10 protein-coding genes are annotated in these 16,616 nt (G+C 69.8%); 4 read left to right on the forward strand and 6 right to left on the reverse strand.

Annotated features, from left to right (window positions below):
- Nucleotides 1-20: 20 nt before the first annotated feature.
- Nucleotides 21-1,886: a phage tail sheath subtilisin-like domain-containing protein gene (locus PV963_RS05715; RefSeq protein ID WP_274814470.1), complete on the reverse strand. Its 1,866-nt coding sequence runs from the start codon at nucleotides 1,884-1,886 to the stop codon at nucleotides 21-23.
- 708 nt (nucleotides 1,887-2,594) lie between these two features.
- On the opposite strand from PV963_RS05715, the gene PV963_RS05720 reads away from it, so the two are divergent.
- Nucleotides 2,595-3,083 carry a hypothetical protein gene (locus PV963_RS05720; protein ID WP_274821949.1) on the forward strand — a complete coding sequence of 163 codons (489 nt, stop codon included), beginning with the start codon at nucleotides 2,595-2,597 and terminating at the stop codon, nucleotides 3,081-3,083.
- On the opposite strand, the gene PV963_RS05725 is transcribed toward PV963_RS05720, so the two are convergent.
- Nucleotides 3,049-3,351, reverse strand: coding sequence for a hypothetical protein (locus PV963_RS05725; RefSeq protein WP_274814471.1), 303 nt, complete (start codon nucleotides 3,349-3,351; stop codon nucleotides 3,049-3,051). The two genes, PV963_RS05720 and PV963_RS05725, sit on opposite strands and share 35 nt — an antisense overlap.
- Before the next feature lie 357 nt (nucleotides 3,352-3,708).
- Here PV963_RS05725 and PV963_RS05730 point away from each other — a divergent pair, with 357 nt between their 5' ends.
- The 3 genes from PV963_RS05730 (at nucleotide 3,709) to PV963_RS05740 (ending at nucleotide 9,098) form a co-directional block, all read left to right on the forward strand.
- The gene (locus PV963_RS05730; RefSeq protein WP_274814473.1) at nucleotides 3,709-4,941 is read left to right on the forward strand and encodes a GAF domain-containing protein; all 1,233 of its coding nucleotides are present in this window, start codon (nucleotides 3,709-3,711) and stop codon (nucleotides 4,939-4,941) included.
- 106 nt (nucleotides 4,942-5,047) lie between these two features.
- The gene (adh, locus tag PV963_RS05735; protein WP_274814474.1) at nucleotides 5,048-6,565 is read left to right on the forward strand and encodes an aldehyde dehydrogenase; all 1,518 of its coding nucleotides are present in this window, start codon (nucleotides 5,048-5,050) and stop codon (nucleotides 6,563-6,565) included.
- A gap of 1,699 nt (nucleotides 6,566-8,264) precedes the next feature.
- Complete coding sequence (locus PV963_RS05740) at nucleotides 8,265-9,098, forward strand: hypothetical protein (protein WP_274814476.1); 834 nt, start codon at nucleotides 8,265-8,267, stop codon at nucleotides 9,096-9,098.
- Between the two features lie 1,005 nt (nucleotides 9,099-10,103).
- Here PV963_RS05740 and PV963_RS05745 read toward each other — a convergent pair.
- The 4 genes from PV963_RS05745 to PV963_RS05760 form a co-directional block, all read right to left on the reverse strand.
- Complete coding sequence (locus PV963_RS05745; protein ID WP_274814477.1) at nucleotides 10,104-11,861, reverse strand: lysyl oxidase family protein; 1,758 nt, start codon at nucleotides 11,859-11,861, stop codon at nucleotides 10,104-10,106.
- Between the two features lie 626 nt (nucleotides 11,862-12,487).
- Nucleotides 12,488-12,811, reverse strand: a complete 324-nt coding sequence (locus PV963_RS05750; protein WP_274814478.1) for a hypothetical protein — start codon at nucleotides 12,809-12,811, stop codon at nucleotides 12,488-12,490.
- Nucleotides 12,812-13,049: 238 nt separating this feature from the next.
- Entirely contained in the window at nucleotides 13,050-14,471 is a 1,422-nt protein-coding gene (locus tag PV963_RS05755) for a DEAD/DEAH box helicase (protein WP_425540875.1), read from the reverse strand.
- Between the two features lie 771 nt (nucleotides 14,472-15,242).
- Entirely contained in the window at nucleotides 15,243-16,613 is a 1,371-nt protein-coding gene (locus PV963_RS05760; RefSeq protein WP_425540876.1) for an RICIN domain-containing protein, read from the reverse strand.
- Nucleotides 16,614-16,616: the final 3 nt, after the last annotated feature.

Genomic DNA, 16,616 nt, shown 5'->3' on the forward strand with positions numbered 1-16,616 from the left:
TTCTCCACGATTCCCCGCGCCTAGAGCGCGAACTGCCCGGACGTCTGCTGGATTTTGACGATCACGAACTCCGCCGGCCGGACCGGTGCGATGCCGACGAGGACGTTGACGATGCCGTTCTCGATGTCCTCGGCGGTCGTGGTGTCGCTGTCGCACTTGACGAAGTAGGCGTCGCGGGGCGTGCCGCCCTTGAAGGCGCCCTGACGGAAGAGGGTGTGCAGGTACGAGGAGGCGGCGAGCCGGATCTGCTGCCACAGGTTCTCGTCGTTGGGCTCGAACACCACCCACTGGAGGCCTCGCTGGAGGCTCTCCTCGACGTGCAGGGCGAGCCGCCGCACCGGCACGTACTTCCACTCGCTGTCGAGGGCGTCGGAGCCCTCCAGTGTGCGCGCTCCCCAGACCACCGGGCCGTTCACCGGGAAGGTGCGCAGGCAGTTGACGCCGAGCGGGTTGAGCAGGCCGGTCTCGCGGTCGGTCAGGTCGACCGTGAGCGAGTGCACGCCGGCGAGCCGCGCCTCGGTGCCGGCCGGGGCCTTCCACACGCCGCGCTCTGCGTCGGTGCGGGCGATGACGCCGGCGACCGCGCCGGACGGCGGGAAGGAGCGCAGCCGACCGGTGAGCGGGTCGGTGAGCTGGAGTTGCGGGAAGTACAGGCCCGCGTGGTTGCCGCGCACGGCGTCGAAGGCGGCGAGCCCGGCCCGGGCGGTGTCGACGCTGACCCAGGTGCTGGGCGCGTCGACCAGCAGGAAGATCCGCCTCTCCTGGCACAGCCGCTGGGCGGCCGAGACGACGGTGACGGCGTCCTCCGTCTTCTCGTACGCCGCGAGTTCGGGCAGCACGAGGAGGTTGACGTCGGCGACGCCGCGCAGCGCCTGGATGCCGGACTTGTCGGCCTCGGAGCCGATGAGGTCGCGCGGTCCGGGCGCCTCGCCGTCCTCGCCGCCCTCCAGCGGGAAGACGGGCGGGTTGACCGAGGCCTCCAGGCCCAGGTCGTTGGCGCACTCGCCGAGGAAGCGGACGACGTCCTCGGGGTCGGTGGAGCCCGCGACGACCTGGATGCGCCGGCCGAAGGCGGTGACCTCGGCGCCCGCGAAGGCGTGCTTGCCGGGCGCGTCGGGCAGGGCGCGCAGCTTGCGCTCCAGCAGCAACGCCAGCTCGGCGACGGAGTGCGGGGCCTCGCCGTCGCAGTCGGGGTCGTAGAGCGTGAACTCCCGCTCGACGTCGCCGATCTTGACGGTGAGGTCCACGGCGAGGTCGGGCAGTTCGTGCCCGAACGGCTTGGAGACGGTGCCGGACGGGTCGGGCCGGCCCTCGCCGACGACCTCGACGCGGATCAGCCGGGAGCCGGCGTTGACGACGGTCTGTACGTACCGGCCGTGGGACGGGTCGGTGGACAGGCCGGTGAAGGTCTCGCGGGCCTCGCCCTTGGCGTCGTGGACGCGCAGGTTGAAAGTCTCGTCGGGGCAGGGCGTGTCGTAGTCGACGGCGACGCGCAGGCCGTTGCCCCACACGCCGGGTTCCTTGGCGTGCACCTTGAGTACGTCGCACTCGCTGTGGCCCTCGGTGGACTCCAGCGTGACGCAGGCGGCCTTGCCGCTGCCGGCCTTGGCGACGCGGACGATCACGGCGACGGTGCCGCCGTTGCCGAAGAACTGGTGAACGGCGTAGCCGACGGCGCTCTGGGCGCTCAACCCCCCGAAGCGGCGCTCGAACTCGGTGAAGCTGGTGACGCGGACCGGCTCGTTCAGCGGACCGCGGCGGGTGTGGCCCACGAAGGCGGTCACCGAGGTGGTCAGGGTCGAGATGGTGCGGGTGCTGCTGGGAAGCTCTTCGACGTAGACACCGGGATACGTCGGCTTGGCGGCGCTCACTGCACTCATCGGCATTCCCCCTCCTATCCCTGTCTAGGGCACCGGATGAAGGCACCAAGAGAGGTGAGGGAGAGACGTTTCGGCCGTACGCGAGGACCTGGCCCCCGTCCGTGGACGGTGGACACACGCGCACCTCATCAGTTCCCCCGTCAGTACCCGTGCGGTTCGGTCGCACGGGTCAAGCAGCGCGCTTGTGACTCCTGATGCTCAAGTGCTCAACCCACCCTGCTGCGTTCGGAGTTGACCGAACAAGACAGGTTCTGGCCAGCACAGTGGGAGGTTTCGTGAAGGCAGAATTCCGCGATCCACACATCACGCCCGCGCGCCCTCGTGGACCTGCCCACACCTCCTGCACGACGACGGTGATCACCGGGCGGAGGGCATGCCTGAAAGACCCCGCATTTCCGGCAACGGCGCCTCATCCGCCCGGCGCGCTCCCCGGATCCTCCCCCAGCCGTCCACCCCTCGATGGCCGGTTTCAGTGGGGCGGCATGGACGCGCACGGAGTTGACCGATGCCTTACGGGATCCATCTCCGACTGCCCCCTTTCGACCGGGACATGCCCGACCCAAACGCCAGGCCGCGCCACCCCTTCCAGACCGTAGAAATATCTACGAGCATGGCCAGTGCCGGACCGGCACGCGGAGCCCGAGGCTCCGCGGGTCACCGGCCCGTGTCCAGCGAGCGCCCGTCGGGGCGCGACCGACTGTGCCTGGGGTGGCCATGCAGAGCGTGATGTGGAAGCAAGCCGTCGAGTGGCTCGCCGCGGCCGCCCGGGACCCTCAGGAGTGCAAGCGGGAGTGGGACTACGGCACGGGCATGGCGCTCGTGGAGGCGGGGCGGTACTGGGACGTGCTCAGCGTCCCCGACCGGCTCGGCCTGCTCGCCCTGGACTATCTGTGGCGCGACCCCTTGAAGGTGCCCGGTCCCACCCTGGTGGACTGCGCGGCACGCAGAGTGGGCTTCTTCCTGCCACCCGACCCCGTCAGCGAGTGGGTCGGTTCCGGTGTCCGGCACGTCGGCCGGGGCTCCTGGGTCGCCGTGCCGCCGCCGTACCGGCCCGCCGGGCGCCTGGAGTGGCTGGTCCCGCCGGACGGCACGGGCAGCCTGCACGCCCCGGGGACGCTGGAGTCGGCCCTGCGGGAGGCCACCGAGACCCTCGCCGTGCTGGCGCCGGTCAGCGCGGAGCACGCCGTGGCTGACTGCTGGTGAGGCGAGTGCCCTCGGGGGCGGCCGTCGCCGGGTGCCGGCCGGCGGTCCAAGTGGTGACGGCGGCCCAGGTCTCGCTCGCGGACGGGGCCGCGAAGGAGACCCACTGGCCGTCACGGTGCTCCGGGACCGCGTGGCCCCTGGCCTGCCATTCGGCGACGAGCGCCGCGTAGATGGGCGGATGACCCCCGTATCCGCTGGTGAGTTCGGCAAACGACCGGGGAGCGGCGTCGTTCCCGAGAGGGCGCCGCGCCGTCTCAGTGCTGTCCATGCCCGGGCAACGCGACGCGCCGCACCGGTGGTACGCGGGCCGGGCCCCGTCCGTCGGGTCGAGTGAACCCGTCACCCGTACGGCGGCACGCGAGCACCGGACAAACATCCAGTCAGGCGGTCGCCCGTTCAGGACGGGGTCGTTCCCGGGCCGGTCGGACGGAACCACAGCCGCCGGGGTCATCGGCGACGCCCCCCCGGCCCGGGCCTCCGGTGCGTGCCCCCACCTCTTTCCGACGGTCTCCTCGACCCCGGCCGTACGCATCCGGTAACACTGACCTCAGACCGAGGACCGGGCCGGCGCCGCACCACGAACCGCCCGGAACCGGTCCTCCCGGTACGACGGCAGGGAGAGGCCATGTCACAGCGCCCTGACCTCCGGCAGCGCAGGGCCGCGCTGGAGCACGAGTGGTCCCGCTGGGTGCCGCGACTGAGCGTCGCGGGCGCGCGGCCGGGCGGCAGCGTGGCGTTGCGCCACGAGGTGACCGAGTCCTGGGCGCGTTCGCTGAGCAGCGTGGACCCGGGGCGGGACAGCGCCCCGGTCACCGACGGCGGCCCGGTGCACCAGCGTTGGACGTCCTCACCGCTGTACCGGCCGGTCTCGGACCTCGCCGGGGAACTGCACACCATCGCCGAGGACGCCGGGTTCGTCACGGCCGTCACCGACGAGTCCGGCACCATCCTGTGGACGTGCGGCGGCCCGACCATGCGCCGCCGGGCCGAGCGCGTCAACTTCGCGCCCGGCGGCCGGTGGGACGAGCAGGCCATGGGCACCAACGCCCTGTCCCTCGCCCTGCGCACCGGCCGTCCCAGCTCCGTCTTCTCGGCTGAGCACCTGGTGTCGGCCCTGCACGGCTGGGTCTGCTACTGCGCCCCGGTCCACGGCCCGGACGGACGCGTCCTCGGCGTACTGGACCTGTCGACCACCTGGGACCGTTCGCATCCCCTGGCCATGTCGACCGTACGCACGCTGGTGTCCACCATCGAGGCCCGCCTCACCACGGAACAGCCCCGCTCGGGACAGGTACGGCTCACCTGCCTCGGCCCGGAACAATCCGCACAGGCCGTACGGGAGGGACGGCCACTCCCCCTGCGCCCCCGCCAGTTGGAGATCCTCACCCTGCTCGCACTCGAGCCCGACGGCTTCTCCCCGGAGCGGCTGCGCGCCGCCCTGTACGGCGACCGGCCCGTCACCGCGTCCACGTTCAAGGCGGAGATCTCCCACCTGCGCCGCGCCCTCGGCGGCGGCATCTCCCCCCGCCGCTACGCCCTGACGATCCCGGTCTCCTGCGACGCCGCCGACGTCCTGCGCGCGCTGGAGCAGGGCGACACCGACACCGCCCTGCGCCTCTACGGCGGCCCCCTGCTCCCCCGCTCCGAGGCACCCGGCATCGAGGAGTGGCGCGCCCGCCTCGAAGTGGCCGTACGCGAGGCCGTACTGGCGAGCACCCGCCCGGAACACGCCCTGCGCTACGGCGAACGGGCCCCGTACGACGCGGAGATCCACGAGCACGCGCTGCGCCTTCTCGGCCCGGACGACACCCGCCGCGCGATCGCGCGGGGCCGCCTGACCACGGCCCGGCGCGACTGACCTCAGGTCACGGCACCAACCTTGCGCCAACCTCCCGGGAGCACAGTGAGGTCCTCACGACGGCGTGAACCGTAACCCGCCCGTCATCTCACCGAGGAGAGCCGCCATGGTGTACGCGCAGCCCGGAACTGACGGCAGCATCGTCACCTTCGCCCGCCGCTACGACAACTTCATCGGCGGCGACTGGGTCGCCCCCGTCGAGGGCCGCTACTTCGAGAACCCGACCCCCGTGACCGGCGAGGTCTTCTGCGAGGTCGCCCGCTCCTCCGCGGCCGACGTCGACCTGGCCCTGGACGCCGCGCACCGGGCGGCCGACCAGTGGGGCCGTACGTCCACCGCGGAACGCGCGCGTGTCCTCAACAGGATCGCGGACCGCATCGAGGAGAACCTGGAGAAGATCGCGGTCGCCGAGACCTGGGAGAACGGCAAGCCGGTCCGCGAGACGCTGGCCGCCGACATCCCGCTGGCCGTGGACCACTTCCGGTACTTCGCCGGCGTCGTCCGCGCGCAGGAGGGCAGCATCGCGGAGATCGACGCCGACACCGTCGCGTACCACTTCCACGAACCGCTGGGTGTGGTCGGCCAGATCATCCCGTGGAACTTCCCGATCCTCATGGCCACCTGGAAGCTGGCCCCCGCGCTGGCCGCCGGCAACTGCGTGGTCATCAAACCGGCCGAGCAGACCCCGGTCAGCCTCCTCTACGTCATGGAGCTGATCGCCGAACTGCTCCCGCCGGGCGTGGTCAACGTGGTCAACGGCTTCGGCGTGGAGGCGGGCAAGCCCCTGGCCTCCAGCCCGCGCGTGGCGAAGGTGGCGTTCACCGGCGAGACGACGACCGGCCGCCTGATCATGCAGTACGCGAGCGAGAACATCATCCCCGTCACGCTCGAACTGGGCGGCAAGAGCCCGAACATCTTCCTGCCCGACGTCATGGCCGCCGACGACGACTTCCTGGACAAGGCGGTCGAGGGCTTCGTGATGTTCGCCCTCAACCAGGGCGAGGTCTGCACGTGCCCGTCGCGCGCCCTGATCCCCTCGTCGATCTACGACGACTTCATGACCCGCTGCGTCGAGCGCACCCGGGCCATCGTCGGCGGCGACCCGCTGGACCCGGCCACCATGATCGGCGCGCAGGCGAGCAACGACCAGTACGAGAAGATCCTCTCCTACCTCGACATCGGCAGGAAGGAAGGCGCCGAACTGGTCACGGGCGGCAACCCCCGTACTGTCCCCGGCCTCGAGGGCGGCTACTACATCGAGCCGACGATCTTCCGCGGCAGCAACGACATGCGGATCTTCCAGGAGGAGATCTTCGGCCCGGTGGTCTCGGTGACGACATACGACTCGGTCGACGAGGCCCTGAAGATCGCCAACGACACGCTGTACGGCCTGGGCGCGGGCGTCTGGACCCGCGACGGCAACACGGCCTACCGCCTGGGCCGCGAGATCAAGGCGGGCCGGGTGTGGACCAACTGCTACCACGCGTACCCGGCACACGCGGCGTTCGGCGGCTACAAGAAGTCCGGCATAGGCCGTGAGACCCACAAGATGATGCTGGACCACTACCAACAGACGAAGAACATTCTTTGTTCTTACAGCCCTCAGAAACTTGACTTCTTCTAGAGCTTGAAGTCGGGTTGCTTGGAGCCATCGTTCCGCTCCAGGCAACCCGCCATAGAAGATACCCACTGCAATCAATTGGGTACTTAAAGCTACAGTCTGGCATCCAAGGGAGTTCCCGCCGGACCATTCGCGGACCAAAGAGCTCCGAAGGACACAACCCACGAGCCGCCCGTTCATGAGCGCAGCGATCCGTCGATACCGGTAAGCAGCGCCCAACCGCCGGCAGCACTGGGAGAGCTCTTCGACCTCATAGCCGCCCTGAACGAATCCGTATCGCGAGCGAAGTCTCCTCGCGGTGAGAACGGCCCTGCCGACGTGCACGAGCTGCCGAAGACCACGAAGAGGACAGCCCGGCAGGGCCGGGCAAGGAGGCCGCTGTGAGGGAGCCCGCCCCAAGCTCCGGACCTGAACGAGGCCGTTGTCAGTGCCGCGTGCGATCCTCACCCCGGAAGCGGGCACTTCAGAAGGAGGCCGGGTGGCGACGGGACGTCCGCGGAAGGATCCACGCGATCCGGTGCTGATTCTGCGGGATGCCGGGCTGGAACCACTGGAGCCCTATCCAGGAAGTGATAAGCCCTGGCGCTGCCGCCATGAAGCGTGCGGGAGAGAAGTGTCACCGCGGCTGGGCAACATTGCCGCGGGCCGGCAGGGCGGCTGCCGGTACTGCTCGGGCACGGCTCCGATTCCTCCGGAGGAGGCGGTGGCGTTGATGCGCTCGGCCGGCCTGGAACCGCTGGAGCCGTATCCCGGGGCGACACCCCCTTGGCGCTGCCGGCACGTGCCGTGCGGTCGGGAGGTCAAGCCGCGCTACTCGTACATCAAACGCGGAGGGGGACCGTGCCGATGGTGCGCGCCGAACGCTCCGGTCGATCCCGACCAGGCCGCCGCGCTAATGAGGTCGGCGGGTCTGGAACCGTTGGAGCCCTATCCCGGGACCGACATCCCCTGGCGGTGCCGCTGCACAACCTGCGGCACGATCGGGACACCCACTCATGGGTCGGTCAAGGGCGGACAAGGGGGCTGCGGCCCGTGCGGGCGCAAGAACGCCGGGCGGGGCATCAGCCGTTCATGGTCGCGTCGCCGCGAACTGCCCCGCGCGGACGGCGACCAGGCCGCAGTCGAGGCGAAGGATTTCGGCCTGGAGCCGCTGGAGTCCTACCCGGGGCCGAGGGGCCTGTGGCGTTGCCGCCACCTCGCGTGCGGCCGAGACGTCGAGATCAGGTTGAGCAACCTGAGGCGCGGCCTTCGGGCCTGCCCGTACTGCCCTGCCTCCCCAGGTGGCCGACGCCGCTGGCCTGCGAACGAAGCCGAGGCTCTCATGCGCGCCGCCGGCCTGGAACCGCTCGAACCGTACGCGGGGCGTCGTGACAAGGCGTGGCGGTGTCGCTGCAACGGCTGCGGGCGTAAGACGTCACCGAGTCTGGGCGGCATTCTGGCGGGCCAGGGCGGCTGTCGGCACTGTGCCGACGTGAAGGCGGCAACGGCCAGACGGACCGACCCGGACATCGCGGTGGCTGCCATGCGCGCAGCCGGGCTGGAGCCGCTGGAACCCTATGCCACCTCGACGACGGCGTGGCGGTGCCGTTGCACAACCTGCGGCAACGAGGTCTCCCCGACCCTCATGAAGATCCGTACTGGTGGCGGATGCAAGTTCTGAGCTACCCACGGCATCGACCTGGCAGGACCGTCGAAGGTCTACGTGATCACCCACCCGGAGTGGAAAGCCGTCAAGATCGGGATCGGTGCCTGCACCGGCTACACCTCTCGCCTCATCCAACACGAACGCCAGGGCTGGCAACTGCATCACGCCCGCGATTACACCACCGGCGCAGCCGCCTACGACGTCGAGCAGGCCGTGCTGGGCCGCCTGCGTCAGGCCGGACTCGTTCCTTTCCTTACGAGCAGCGTCATGCCGAACGGCTGGACCGAGACCTGCTCCGCAGCCCGCATCACGGCGGCCGAGGTCTGGGCCATCGTCGACGAGGAAACTCGGAACGCTGAGGAACCCTATGCGCCCCGAATCGGCGGCCGACCCCATGCAGCGGGTCTCATCAGTGCGGAGGCCGCAGCCGCCGAGATGCGGGCCTGCGGATATGAGCCACTCGTGCCGTATCCCGGTCACACCAACGCGACTTGGCCCTCGCGCTGCATGACCTGCGGGCACGAGGGGCGTCCGACGTTCAACGCCGTCCGTAACGCGGGCCAGCGCTGTCGCGTCTGCCGGGCAAAGGAAACCCAGGCGAAACGCGCCGCCACGAACGCGCCGAAGGCCCAAGAAACCATGCGCACGGCCGGACTCGAACCGCTGGAACCCTACCGGGGCAGCCAAACGCCGTGGCGGTGCCGCTGCACCACATGCGGTCGCGAAACCAGCCCCACCTACTCCAACGTCAACAGCGGTTCGAAGGGCTGCCGGTTCTGTGCCTGCAACTCGGCAACCGACGAGCGTGCGTCCGCCGAAGTGCGAGCGGCCGGGTTCGAGCCGCTGGAGCCCTACCCCGGCCGTACCACGGACCGTTGGCGCTGCCGCTAACGTGCTCCCGAGGCGCGACTCGATAACCGTCGGTCACGATGCACGCCGCCGCTGCACCCAGTAGTCGAGCAAGCCCGGGTTCCGTCGTACGAACCTTCTTTAGGAGATCGCTGCCGCCCAACGGCATCCTCGGTATCGGCCGCCTCTGAAGATGCGTTCGGCGGATCATGAGCGCTTCGGCGTCCAGCGATGTGGCCGACTTCCTGTCGACTGTGATCGACTATCAGCTGACAAGGACAGGCCGACAGTCTTCAATGGCGTCGTGGCCACGCCTATACCAATACCCCCGCCCCCGCCCGCCACCCTGGAGACGATCGCGGGTAGCGCCACGCTGGACGAAGTCCTGGAGTTTCTACGCGCGCGCCGGCCGGTATTCCACTCCGAGGCCGATCTCCAGCACAGTTTCGCCCTCGCTGTAGGCGAGGTCGCACCGAAGGTCAGGTGCCGTCTCGAGGTCCCGGTGCGCGGAAGCAACGCCTCGGAGTACCTGGACCTACTGTGCCTGGGGCCGGCGGGCCGTACGGCAATCGAGTTCAAGTACGTGACCCGACAATGGTCGAGTACAGCAGGGACGCCTCCCGAGGAGTACGCCTTGCGCGGACACAACGCGCCGGACGTCGCACGTAGGGACTTCCTACGGGACGTAGCAAGGCTGGAACGCTTCTGCGACCGCGAGGACCAGAACGGGCTGGCCCTACTCATCACAAACGAGGCGGCCCTGTGGCGCCCCAGGCAACGCGGGATGCCCACCAGGGACGAGGAGTTCCGCACGGCCTGCGGGGAGCGCTGCGGGCGGGAGCCCGGACGACTGGCGCGCCGCCCCGGTCGGCAGCCGATCACCGCGCAGCGACCGCATCGTCACCGTTCGCGGTGTCGATCTCGCCGACCGCTACGACCGTTGACTGCTGCACGTGAGCGATGAACTCCCGCTCAGAGAATGCCGCTGATGGCCGTGTCCCCGCCCTGTTCTCGGGCGGGGACACTCCCCCCAGCCGCACGGCGGGGTCAGTTGGCGTTCACCAGGTCGTGCGCCGGCACGGTGACCGTCCGCTTACCCGGCTTGCCGCCGAGCACGATCTTCCGCAGGGCACTGTTGTTGTCGAGGTTGGTTTCCTTCAGCCGCTTCTCCGGGTTGGCCAGCACCTGGATGTAGTAGGTGCCGTTGGGCACGCCGGTGATGTCGAAGGACTGGCCCGGCAGGTCCTGGGTGTAAGTGTCACCGGAGCCGACGTCCAGCACCTCGCGGACGGAAATCGAGTTCTCCTCACCGCAGGCGGTGGCCAGGTCGGTGTTGTACGGGTGCCAGTTGGCGTTCTTCACCGTGTAGTCGATGGCGTCGGTGTTGGCCAGGCAGAACGCTTCCTTGCCGCTGCGCACGGCCTCCTTCTTGTCGGCCTTCAGCAGCCGGTAACTGGCGAAGTCGGTGAAGTGCCAGTGCACGTGCCCCGGGCGCGGGTCCCACTCCATGGTGCCGGTCGGGGTGTAGCCGACCTGCTTGCCCTTGGCGTCGTAGAAGTACTGGAAGGCGTCCATATTGGCCTTGCCGGGCGAGCGGAACCCGTCCACCACGAGCTGCGCCGGACCGGCGTTCCAGACGTTGGCGCTGAACGCCAGGTAGTCCTTGCCCGGGATGTCCTTGCCGCCGTCGCCGATGGTGATGCCATAGGCCGGCAGCGAGCGCAGGTCCGGCTTGGGGACGTCCGGGACGGAGGGCCTACCGGCGGGCCGCTTCGACAGCGGTTTGAGGGCGGGCGCCTGACGCGAGCCGTCGGTCTGGCCGCCGATGTCCCCGGCCTGCGGAGACAGCGCGGACGTCTGCTTCTTCTTCAACGCCCACGGCAGGGCCGGCGGCGCGGCCTTCAGCGGACCGTGGCCCACGTTGTACGAAGGACCCGCACCGCTCGTCACCGGCGCGGCAGCCTCAGCGGGCGCCGGGGCATGCCCGGGCCCGTGACCGGCGTGCGCGGTCGGCGCCTGGTGACCGGCACCGTGCCCGGCGTGCTCGCCGGCCTTCGCGGAGCGGGGCACCGCCTCGGTGGTGCTCTCTTCGTCCTCGTCGCTTCGTTCCACCACGGTCACCTTGACCGTGGCCGCTTCGTCGGCGATGCCGAACAGGTCGCGGTACTTCTTGGCAACACCGACCTTGGCCGTGTACGTACCGGCCGACAGCTGGACCGGCTCGGTGTAGGAGCCCGCGTAGGTGTTGGCCGCCCAGCCCTTCTCGACGCCCCACACGGAGCCGAGCGTGAAGGGGTTGGTGGAGCAGCTCTCCGGATACTTGGAGGTGGAGGGTGCGTCGGGCCGCACTCGGCCGCTGGCGTTGTTCGGGCAGAAACTCTCGCTGCGGGTGAGGACCTTCTTGCCGGCCTTGTCGGTGAGGGTGATCTCTGAGAAGCCGGGCAGCCCGGAGAAGTCCTTCACAGTGCCCGTGGGCAGCTTCTTCGCCTTGGTCTTGCCGCCCTCGTACACGGTCTGGGTGACAGTCACCGGGTCCTTGTAGGACTTCCGGGTCACCTTGAGCTCAAGCGGCGTCCCCTCGGCGATGAGGTAGGTGCCGAGGTCCAGGTACACACCCGGCTCCTCCTTCCAAGTGGTGAGCGTCACCGAAGTGGTCGCCGCGACGAGGCTCAGCTCGGGGCCCGTCGCAGCCTTCGCAGGCTCCTGCGCTGCGGCCACGATGCCCGCCGTGACGGCCGTCACGGCGATGGCCGTGATGCCGGCGAGCAGCGTACGCCGCAGCCTGGCGGTGCGTCTTCTGGTCATGGTTCCCTCGTCCTCCGGTGCTGTGAGAAGGAAGCAGGCGGCACGGCGCGTCCGCGAGGTCCGGGCCGGGGCCGTCACGTGTGAGGCGTTTGCTTCGCCCGCGCTGCGAGAGGAGCGAACCGGGTGCTCGGTTGTCCGGAAGCCGGAAAAAGGGTGGGGTGTTGGCCGAATGCCGTCGTAATGACGAGATCCGGCCGTCGGTGCGGGCACACCTCACCCGCTGGCAGTCCTTCTCATGCAGACGCCGCATTGTCGACGCGCCGGCTTCGCACCCCGGGGCGGCAGACCCGTATCTGCCATCCCGGCATTTGACGGCGTGTGGAAGTGCCGCCGCATCTCCCTTCGGAGCGCGCGCTCCTGACTCCGCATCGATGTCTAGGAGAACGGCTCGTCCGCACCCGGTGACTCGCCTTCAGCACCGACTGTCGGGCGGCTCGTTGGCAGCCGCCGGGGCATCGACTCGAAGGGGTGGTTCTGCCACAGCCGGCGCGAGGGCTCCTCCGGGCACGACGTGACTGACGGCTCGGAGTCAAAGATCCGCGTCAGGCGCCACTCAGGGTCGTAGGCGGGCCGGCCCGGGTCGCCGGTGGTGACGAAGGACGTCCAGGCCGTGCGGATCTGGGACGTCAGGACGCGGGCCTCGGCGGTTTGATCGGGGCCGATCGCCACCGGGCCGAGGTGTGCATCGTAGGTGCCGAAAACAGCGGGCCGTCCAGGACATGGCAGGCGCGCAGCAGCCCGCCCCTCCCCGGCGACTGCCAGGCCAGTTCGTACAGGTACGCCTTGCCGCCTCCGGCCGCCTGAGCCTCGGCGAGCTTCAGCACGGGCATGCGGAACGGCCAGTCGGCCTGCACGAGTTCGAACAGGTCCTCGTCGGACATGTCCGGGAACCCCTCGCAGTAGGCCCGCGCGCCGTCCTCGCCCGGACCGAAGTGGCGCAGCGTCTCCATCGCCTGTCCCTCGGTGACCTCGGCTGGGCAGGCTGGAGGTCGCCCTCGTGACCTGGCGGCACCTGCAGGGGGATTGGGCCTCCCTCGCCCATCCCGTGCTGCGCCAAAGTGGTCGGACTCCACGCGGCGCCGTCAGCGACAGTCGCCGTCCGGTGTGCACCCCGGCCGATCTCCGGTCCCGCGTATCCCGTCCAGCAGCGTAGACGAAGACACCGCCCGGCAGTTCGGGAAGTCGGTCTCAGCCGCTGCGCCGCACCCGGGCCGCCTTGCGGGCCTCCGCGAGCTTGCGGGCCTCGCTGCTCTTGCGGGACGGCCTGCCGCCGGAGCCGCCCTTCGCGTCCTTGGTGCTGCCCAGGCCGCGGAACGGGGCGTTGTGGTTCTTGGGGCGCGGTACGGCCGACCCGCCGTCGAGAAGCTTTCCGGACGGGGCCTTGGCTCCGGTGATCCGGCTTAGCTCCGCCTCGCCGGACCGCACTTTGGAGACCTTGGGGGCGACGTCGGCGTCCGCCATGACCTGGCTCGTCTCGCGGCGCTGTCCCGACAGGACGAGTGTCACGACGGTGCCGGAGCGGCCGGCCCGGGCCGTGCGGCCCGCGCGGTGCAGATAGTCCTTCGGATCGGTGGCTGGGTCGACGTTGACCACGAGGTCGAGGTCGTCGACGTGCAGGCCGCGTGCGGCAACGTTCGTCGCTACCAGCGCGGTGACCTGCCGGTTCTTGAACTGGGCCAGGGTCCGGGTGCGCTGCGGCTGGGACTTCCCGCTGTGCAGGGCGGCGGCGGCCACGCCGCTGGCCCGCAGATGCCGCGTGAGCAGGTCGACGCCGTGCTTGGTGTCCAGGAACAGCAGGACGCGGCCGTCCCGAGCGGCGATCTCCGTGGTCACGGCGTACCGGTCCGGGCCGTGTACGACGAAGACGTGGTGCTCGATCGCGGAGACCGCGTTGGACGAGGGGTCCACGGAGTGGACGGCGGGGTCGCGCAGGTAGCGCTGCACCAGCTGGTCGACGTCGCGGTCGAGGGTGGCGGAGAACAGCATCCGCTGCCCGCCGGGACGCACCTGGTCCAGGATCTCGGTGACCTGCGGAAGGAACCCCATGTCACACATCTGGTCGGCCTCGTCCAAGACCGCGATGCGCACCCGTCCCAGTCGGCAGCCCTTGCGCTCGATGAGGTCGCGCAGCCGACCGGGCGTGGCGACGACGATCTCGGCGCCATCCCGCAGCACGGCGGCCTGCCGTCCGATGGACACTCCGCCCACCACGGTCGCGAGCCGTAGCCGTAGCGCCTCGGCGTATGGGGTGAGCGCCTCACCGACCTGCTGCGCCAGCTCCCTGGTAGGCACCAGAACGAGCGCCAGCGGCTCTTTCGGCTGCGCGCGCTGCCCGGCCGTCCGGACGAGCATCCCCAGGCCGAAGGCGAGCGTCTTGCCGGATCCTGTGCGGCCCCGGCCCAGGACGTCCCGTCCCGCGAGCGCGTTCGGCAGCGCCGCCGCCTGGATGGGGAAGGGCACAGTCACACCGTGCTCATCGAGCGCCCGCAGAACCTCGGCCGGCAACCCCAGCTGCGCGAAGGAGGCAGCCGTGGGCACCGCCGAAGTGGCGCCCGACGCCTCGGACACATCGTCCTGCTGCTGGGCATCGGCACGTGCTGATTCGCTCACAGAGAGCCTTCCTCCGAAGGGACCGTACCGAGGAAGGCGCGGCAGGGACGCGGCCACCAGCCAGGACACCGAACGGAGACCGACACAGCGACGCTGCAAACGCGTAACGTTAGCATGGGGCACGCGGCACGGGCCTGTCGTGGTCGCGCCGCTCAGCCAAGGGACGACAGCGGGACCGGCCTGTGCGGACTGTCTCGACGCGCCTGGATCACAAGGCCTCCACCTGTGAAAACGGCCCTGCCCTGGGCCTTGTGGACGCCAGAAGACGCTTCGAACAACCTGCGTCACGTGTGCCACACGGGCACTCCCAGCATCGACGCCCAGCCCGGCACCCGGCACCGTGGTGCGGACCAGGAGCGGACCAACTTCGCTTCCCCTCTGTCGATTTCCATCATTTTCGCAGGTCAGCGTGGGGTTGGGTCGTGTACCGCAAGTAGACGAAGAACCTGCTGGTGTCGTACTCGCCGAAGAAGCTGGGCTTCTTCTAGAGCGTGAAGCCGGAGGAGGACACCGAGATCACCGCCACCGTCGCCCTCGTTCAGCAAACCCGCGGCCGTGGCGGCCTGCGAGGCCGTGAACCGGGCGGGCGAGAGCTCCCTCCGTGAGGGCGTGTTCCTCGAACGCCACTTCTCCCACGGCCTGTTCGCCAGCCGCGCCCAGTCCGAAGGCGTGGGAGCTCTCCTGAGAAGGCCTCTCCGTCCTTCAATCCGGGATGGACGTCGACGGAGTGGAGCCAGGATCATCCTGGCTCCACTCAGTGGTGCGAGCGTGTCACTGGAACTGTGCGAAGAACCTCCAGATCTCTGCCTTGGTCCAGGTGGTGACGCCGCTTTCGCCGGAGGAGCCGTCGACCGGACCGGGTATGTGGCCTCCGTCGAACGCGGCCCATTGGACCGGGTATCCGGCACGGCAGCCCGAGTAGGTGGTGGTGATGTGCGTTCGGCTGCCCGGCGCGGGCTCGCGCGGGCTCTGGGGGGTGCAGCCGTTGTTGCTGACGAACTTGTCGCGCAGGGACCGTCCTTGCCCGATGTTGAGGACGGAGTCGCCGATGCCGTGGATTCCGAAGTAGGCGATGGGCTGGTTGCCGCCGCTGCACCCGCTGATCTGGGCGCCGGAGATGACCGCGACGGCCCGGAAGGCGTTCGCCCGGCTGCATGCGAGTGCGTAGCTCATACCGCCGCCCCAGCTGAATCCCGTGGCGAAACGCTGTGTCGGGTTGACACAGAGGCCGCCCTCGATGCGCCGGATCATGTCGTCGACGAAGGTGACGTCCTCACCGCCCGAATTGGCCCAGCCGTTGCCGAGGCCCTGGGGGGCGACGAGGATCGCGCTGTTGTTCGACTGTTCCTGTTGGCCGTAGTAGGACCAGGCGTTCCCGCTCGTGCCGCCCGAGGCGACGTCGCCGGCGGTTCCGCCCCGCCAGTGGAACGCGAAGATCAGCCGGTAGCGGTGGCTGCTGTCGTAGTTGGCGGGAACCCTGAGGATGAAGCTGCGGCTCTTGCCGCCGCTCTGAATCGTGTGCGTACCGCTCGCCAGAGTCGGGGCGCTGCCGCATCCGCCGCCGCCACCGGACGACAGCTTGACCATCTGCCATTGCTGGTTGGCGCCGCCCCAGTCGGAGTACTGGACGACGTTGCCGCCATCGGCGGTGGAGGCGCCCTGCACCTCCACCGCCTTGCCGCTGGTGCGGTTGATCAGCCGGACGTGGCCCGCGTCGGAGTCGGCCAGGCGGAACTGCTGGTTGGCCCCGTTGTGGTCGGCCCACTGCTGGATCGCGGCACCGTCTGCGGTCGAGGCGCCGGCCACGTCGAGAACCTTGCCCGAGTGCCGGGCCTTGAGGCGGTAGAAGCCGCCGCCGGAGTCCACGAACTGCCACTGCTGGTTGGCTGCGTCGTTGCGCGTCCACTGGCCGACCCGCGCGCCGTCGGCGGTGGACGTGCCGGAGACGTCCAGCGCCTTGCCGCTGTTGCGATTGACCAGGACGTACCAGGCATTGGTGTCCACCGTCGCTGCCGCGGCGAGCGCCGGATTCACCGCGGTGAGCATGCCGATCGCGAGGGTCGCCGCCACCACGGCGGCGACCCGGGACCACCAGCGATGTCTGCGTGGAGGGGCGGGGGAAGCCGCACCGGAGGTCTTCATCGA

Source organism: Streptomyces coeruleorubidus (assembly GCF_028885415.1).
GTDB classification, from domain to species: Bacteria; Actinomycetota; Actinomycetes; order Streptomycetales; family Streptomycetaceae; genus Streptomyces; species Streptomyces coeruleorubidus_A.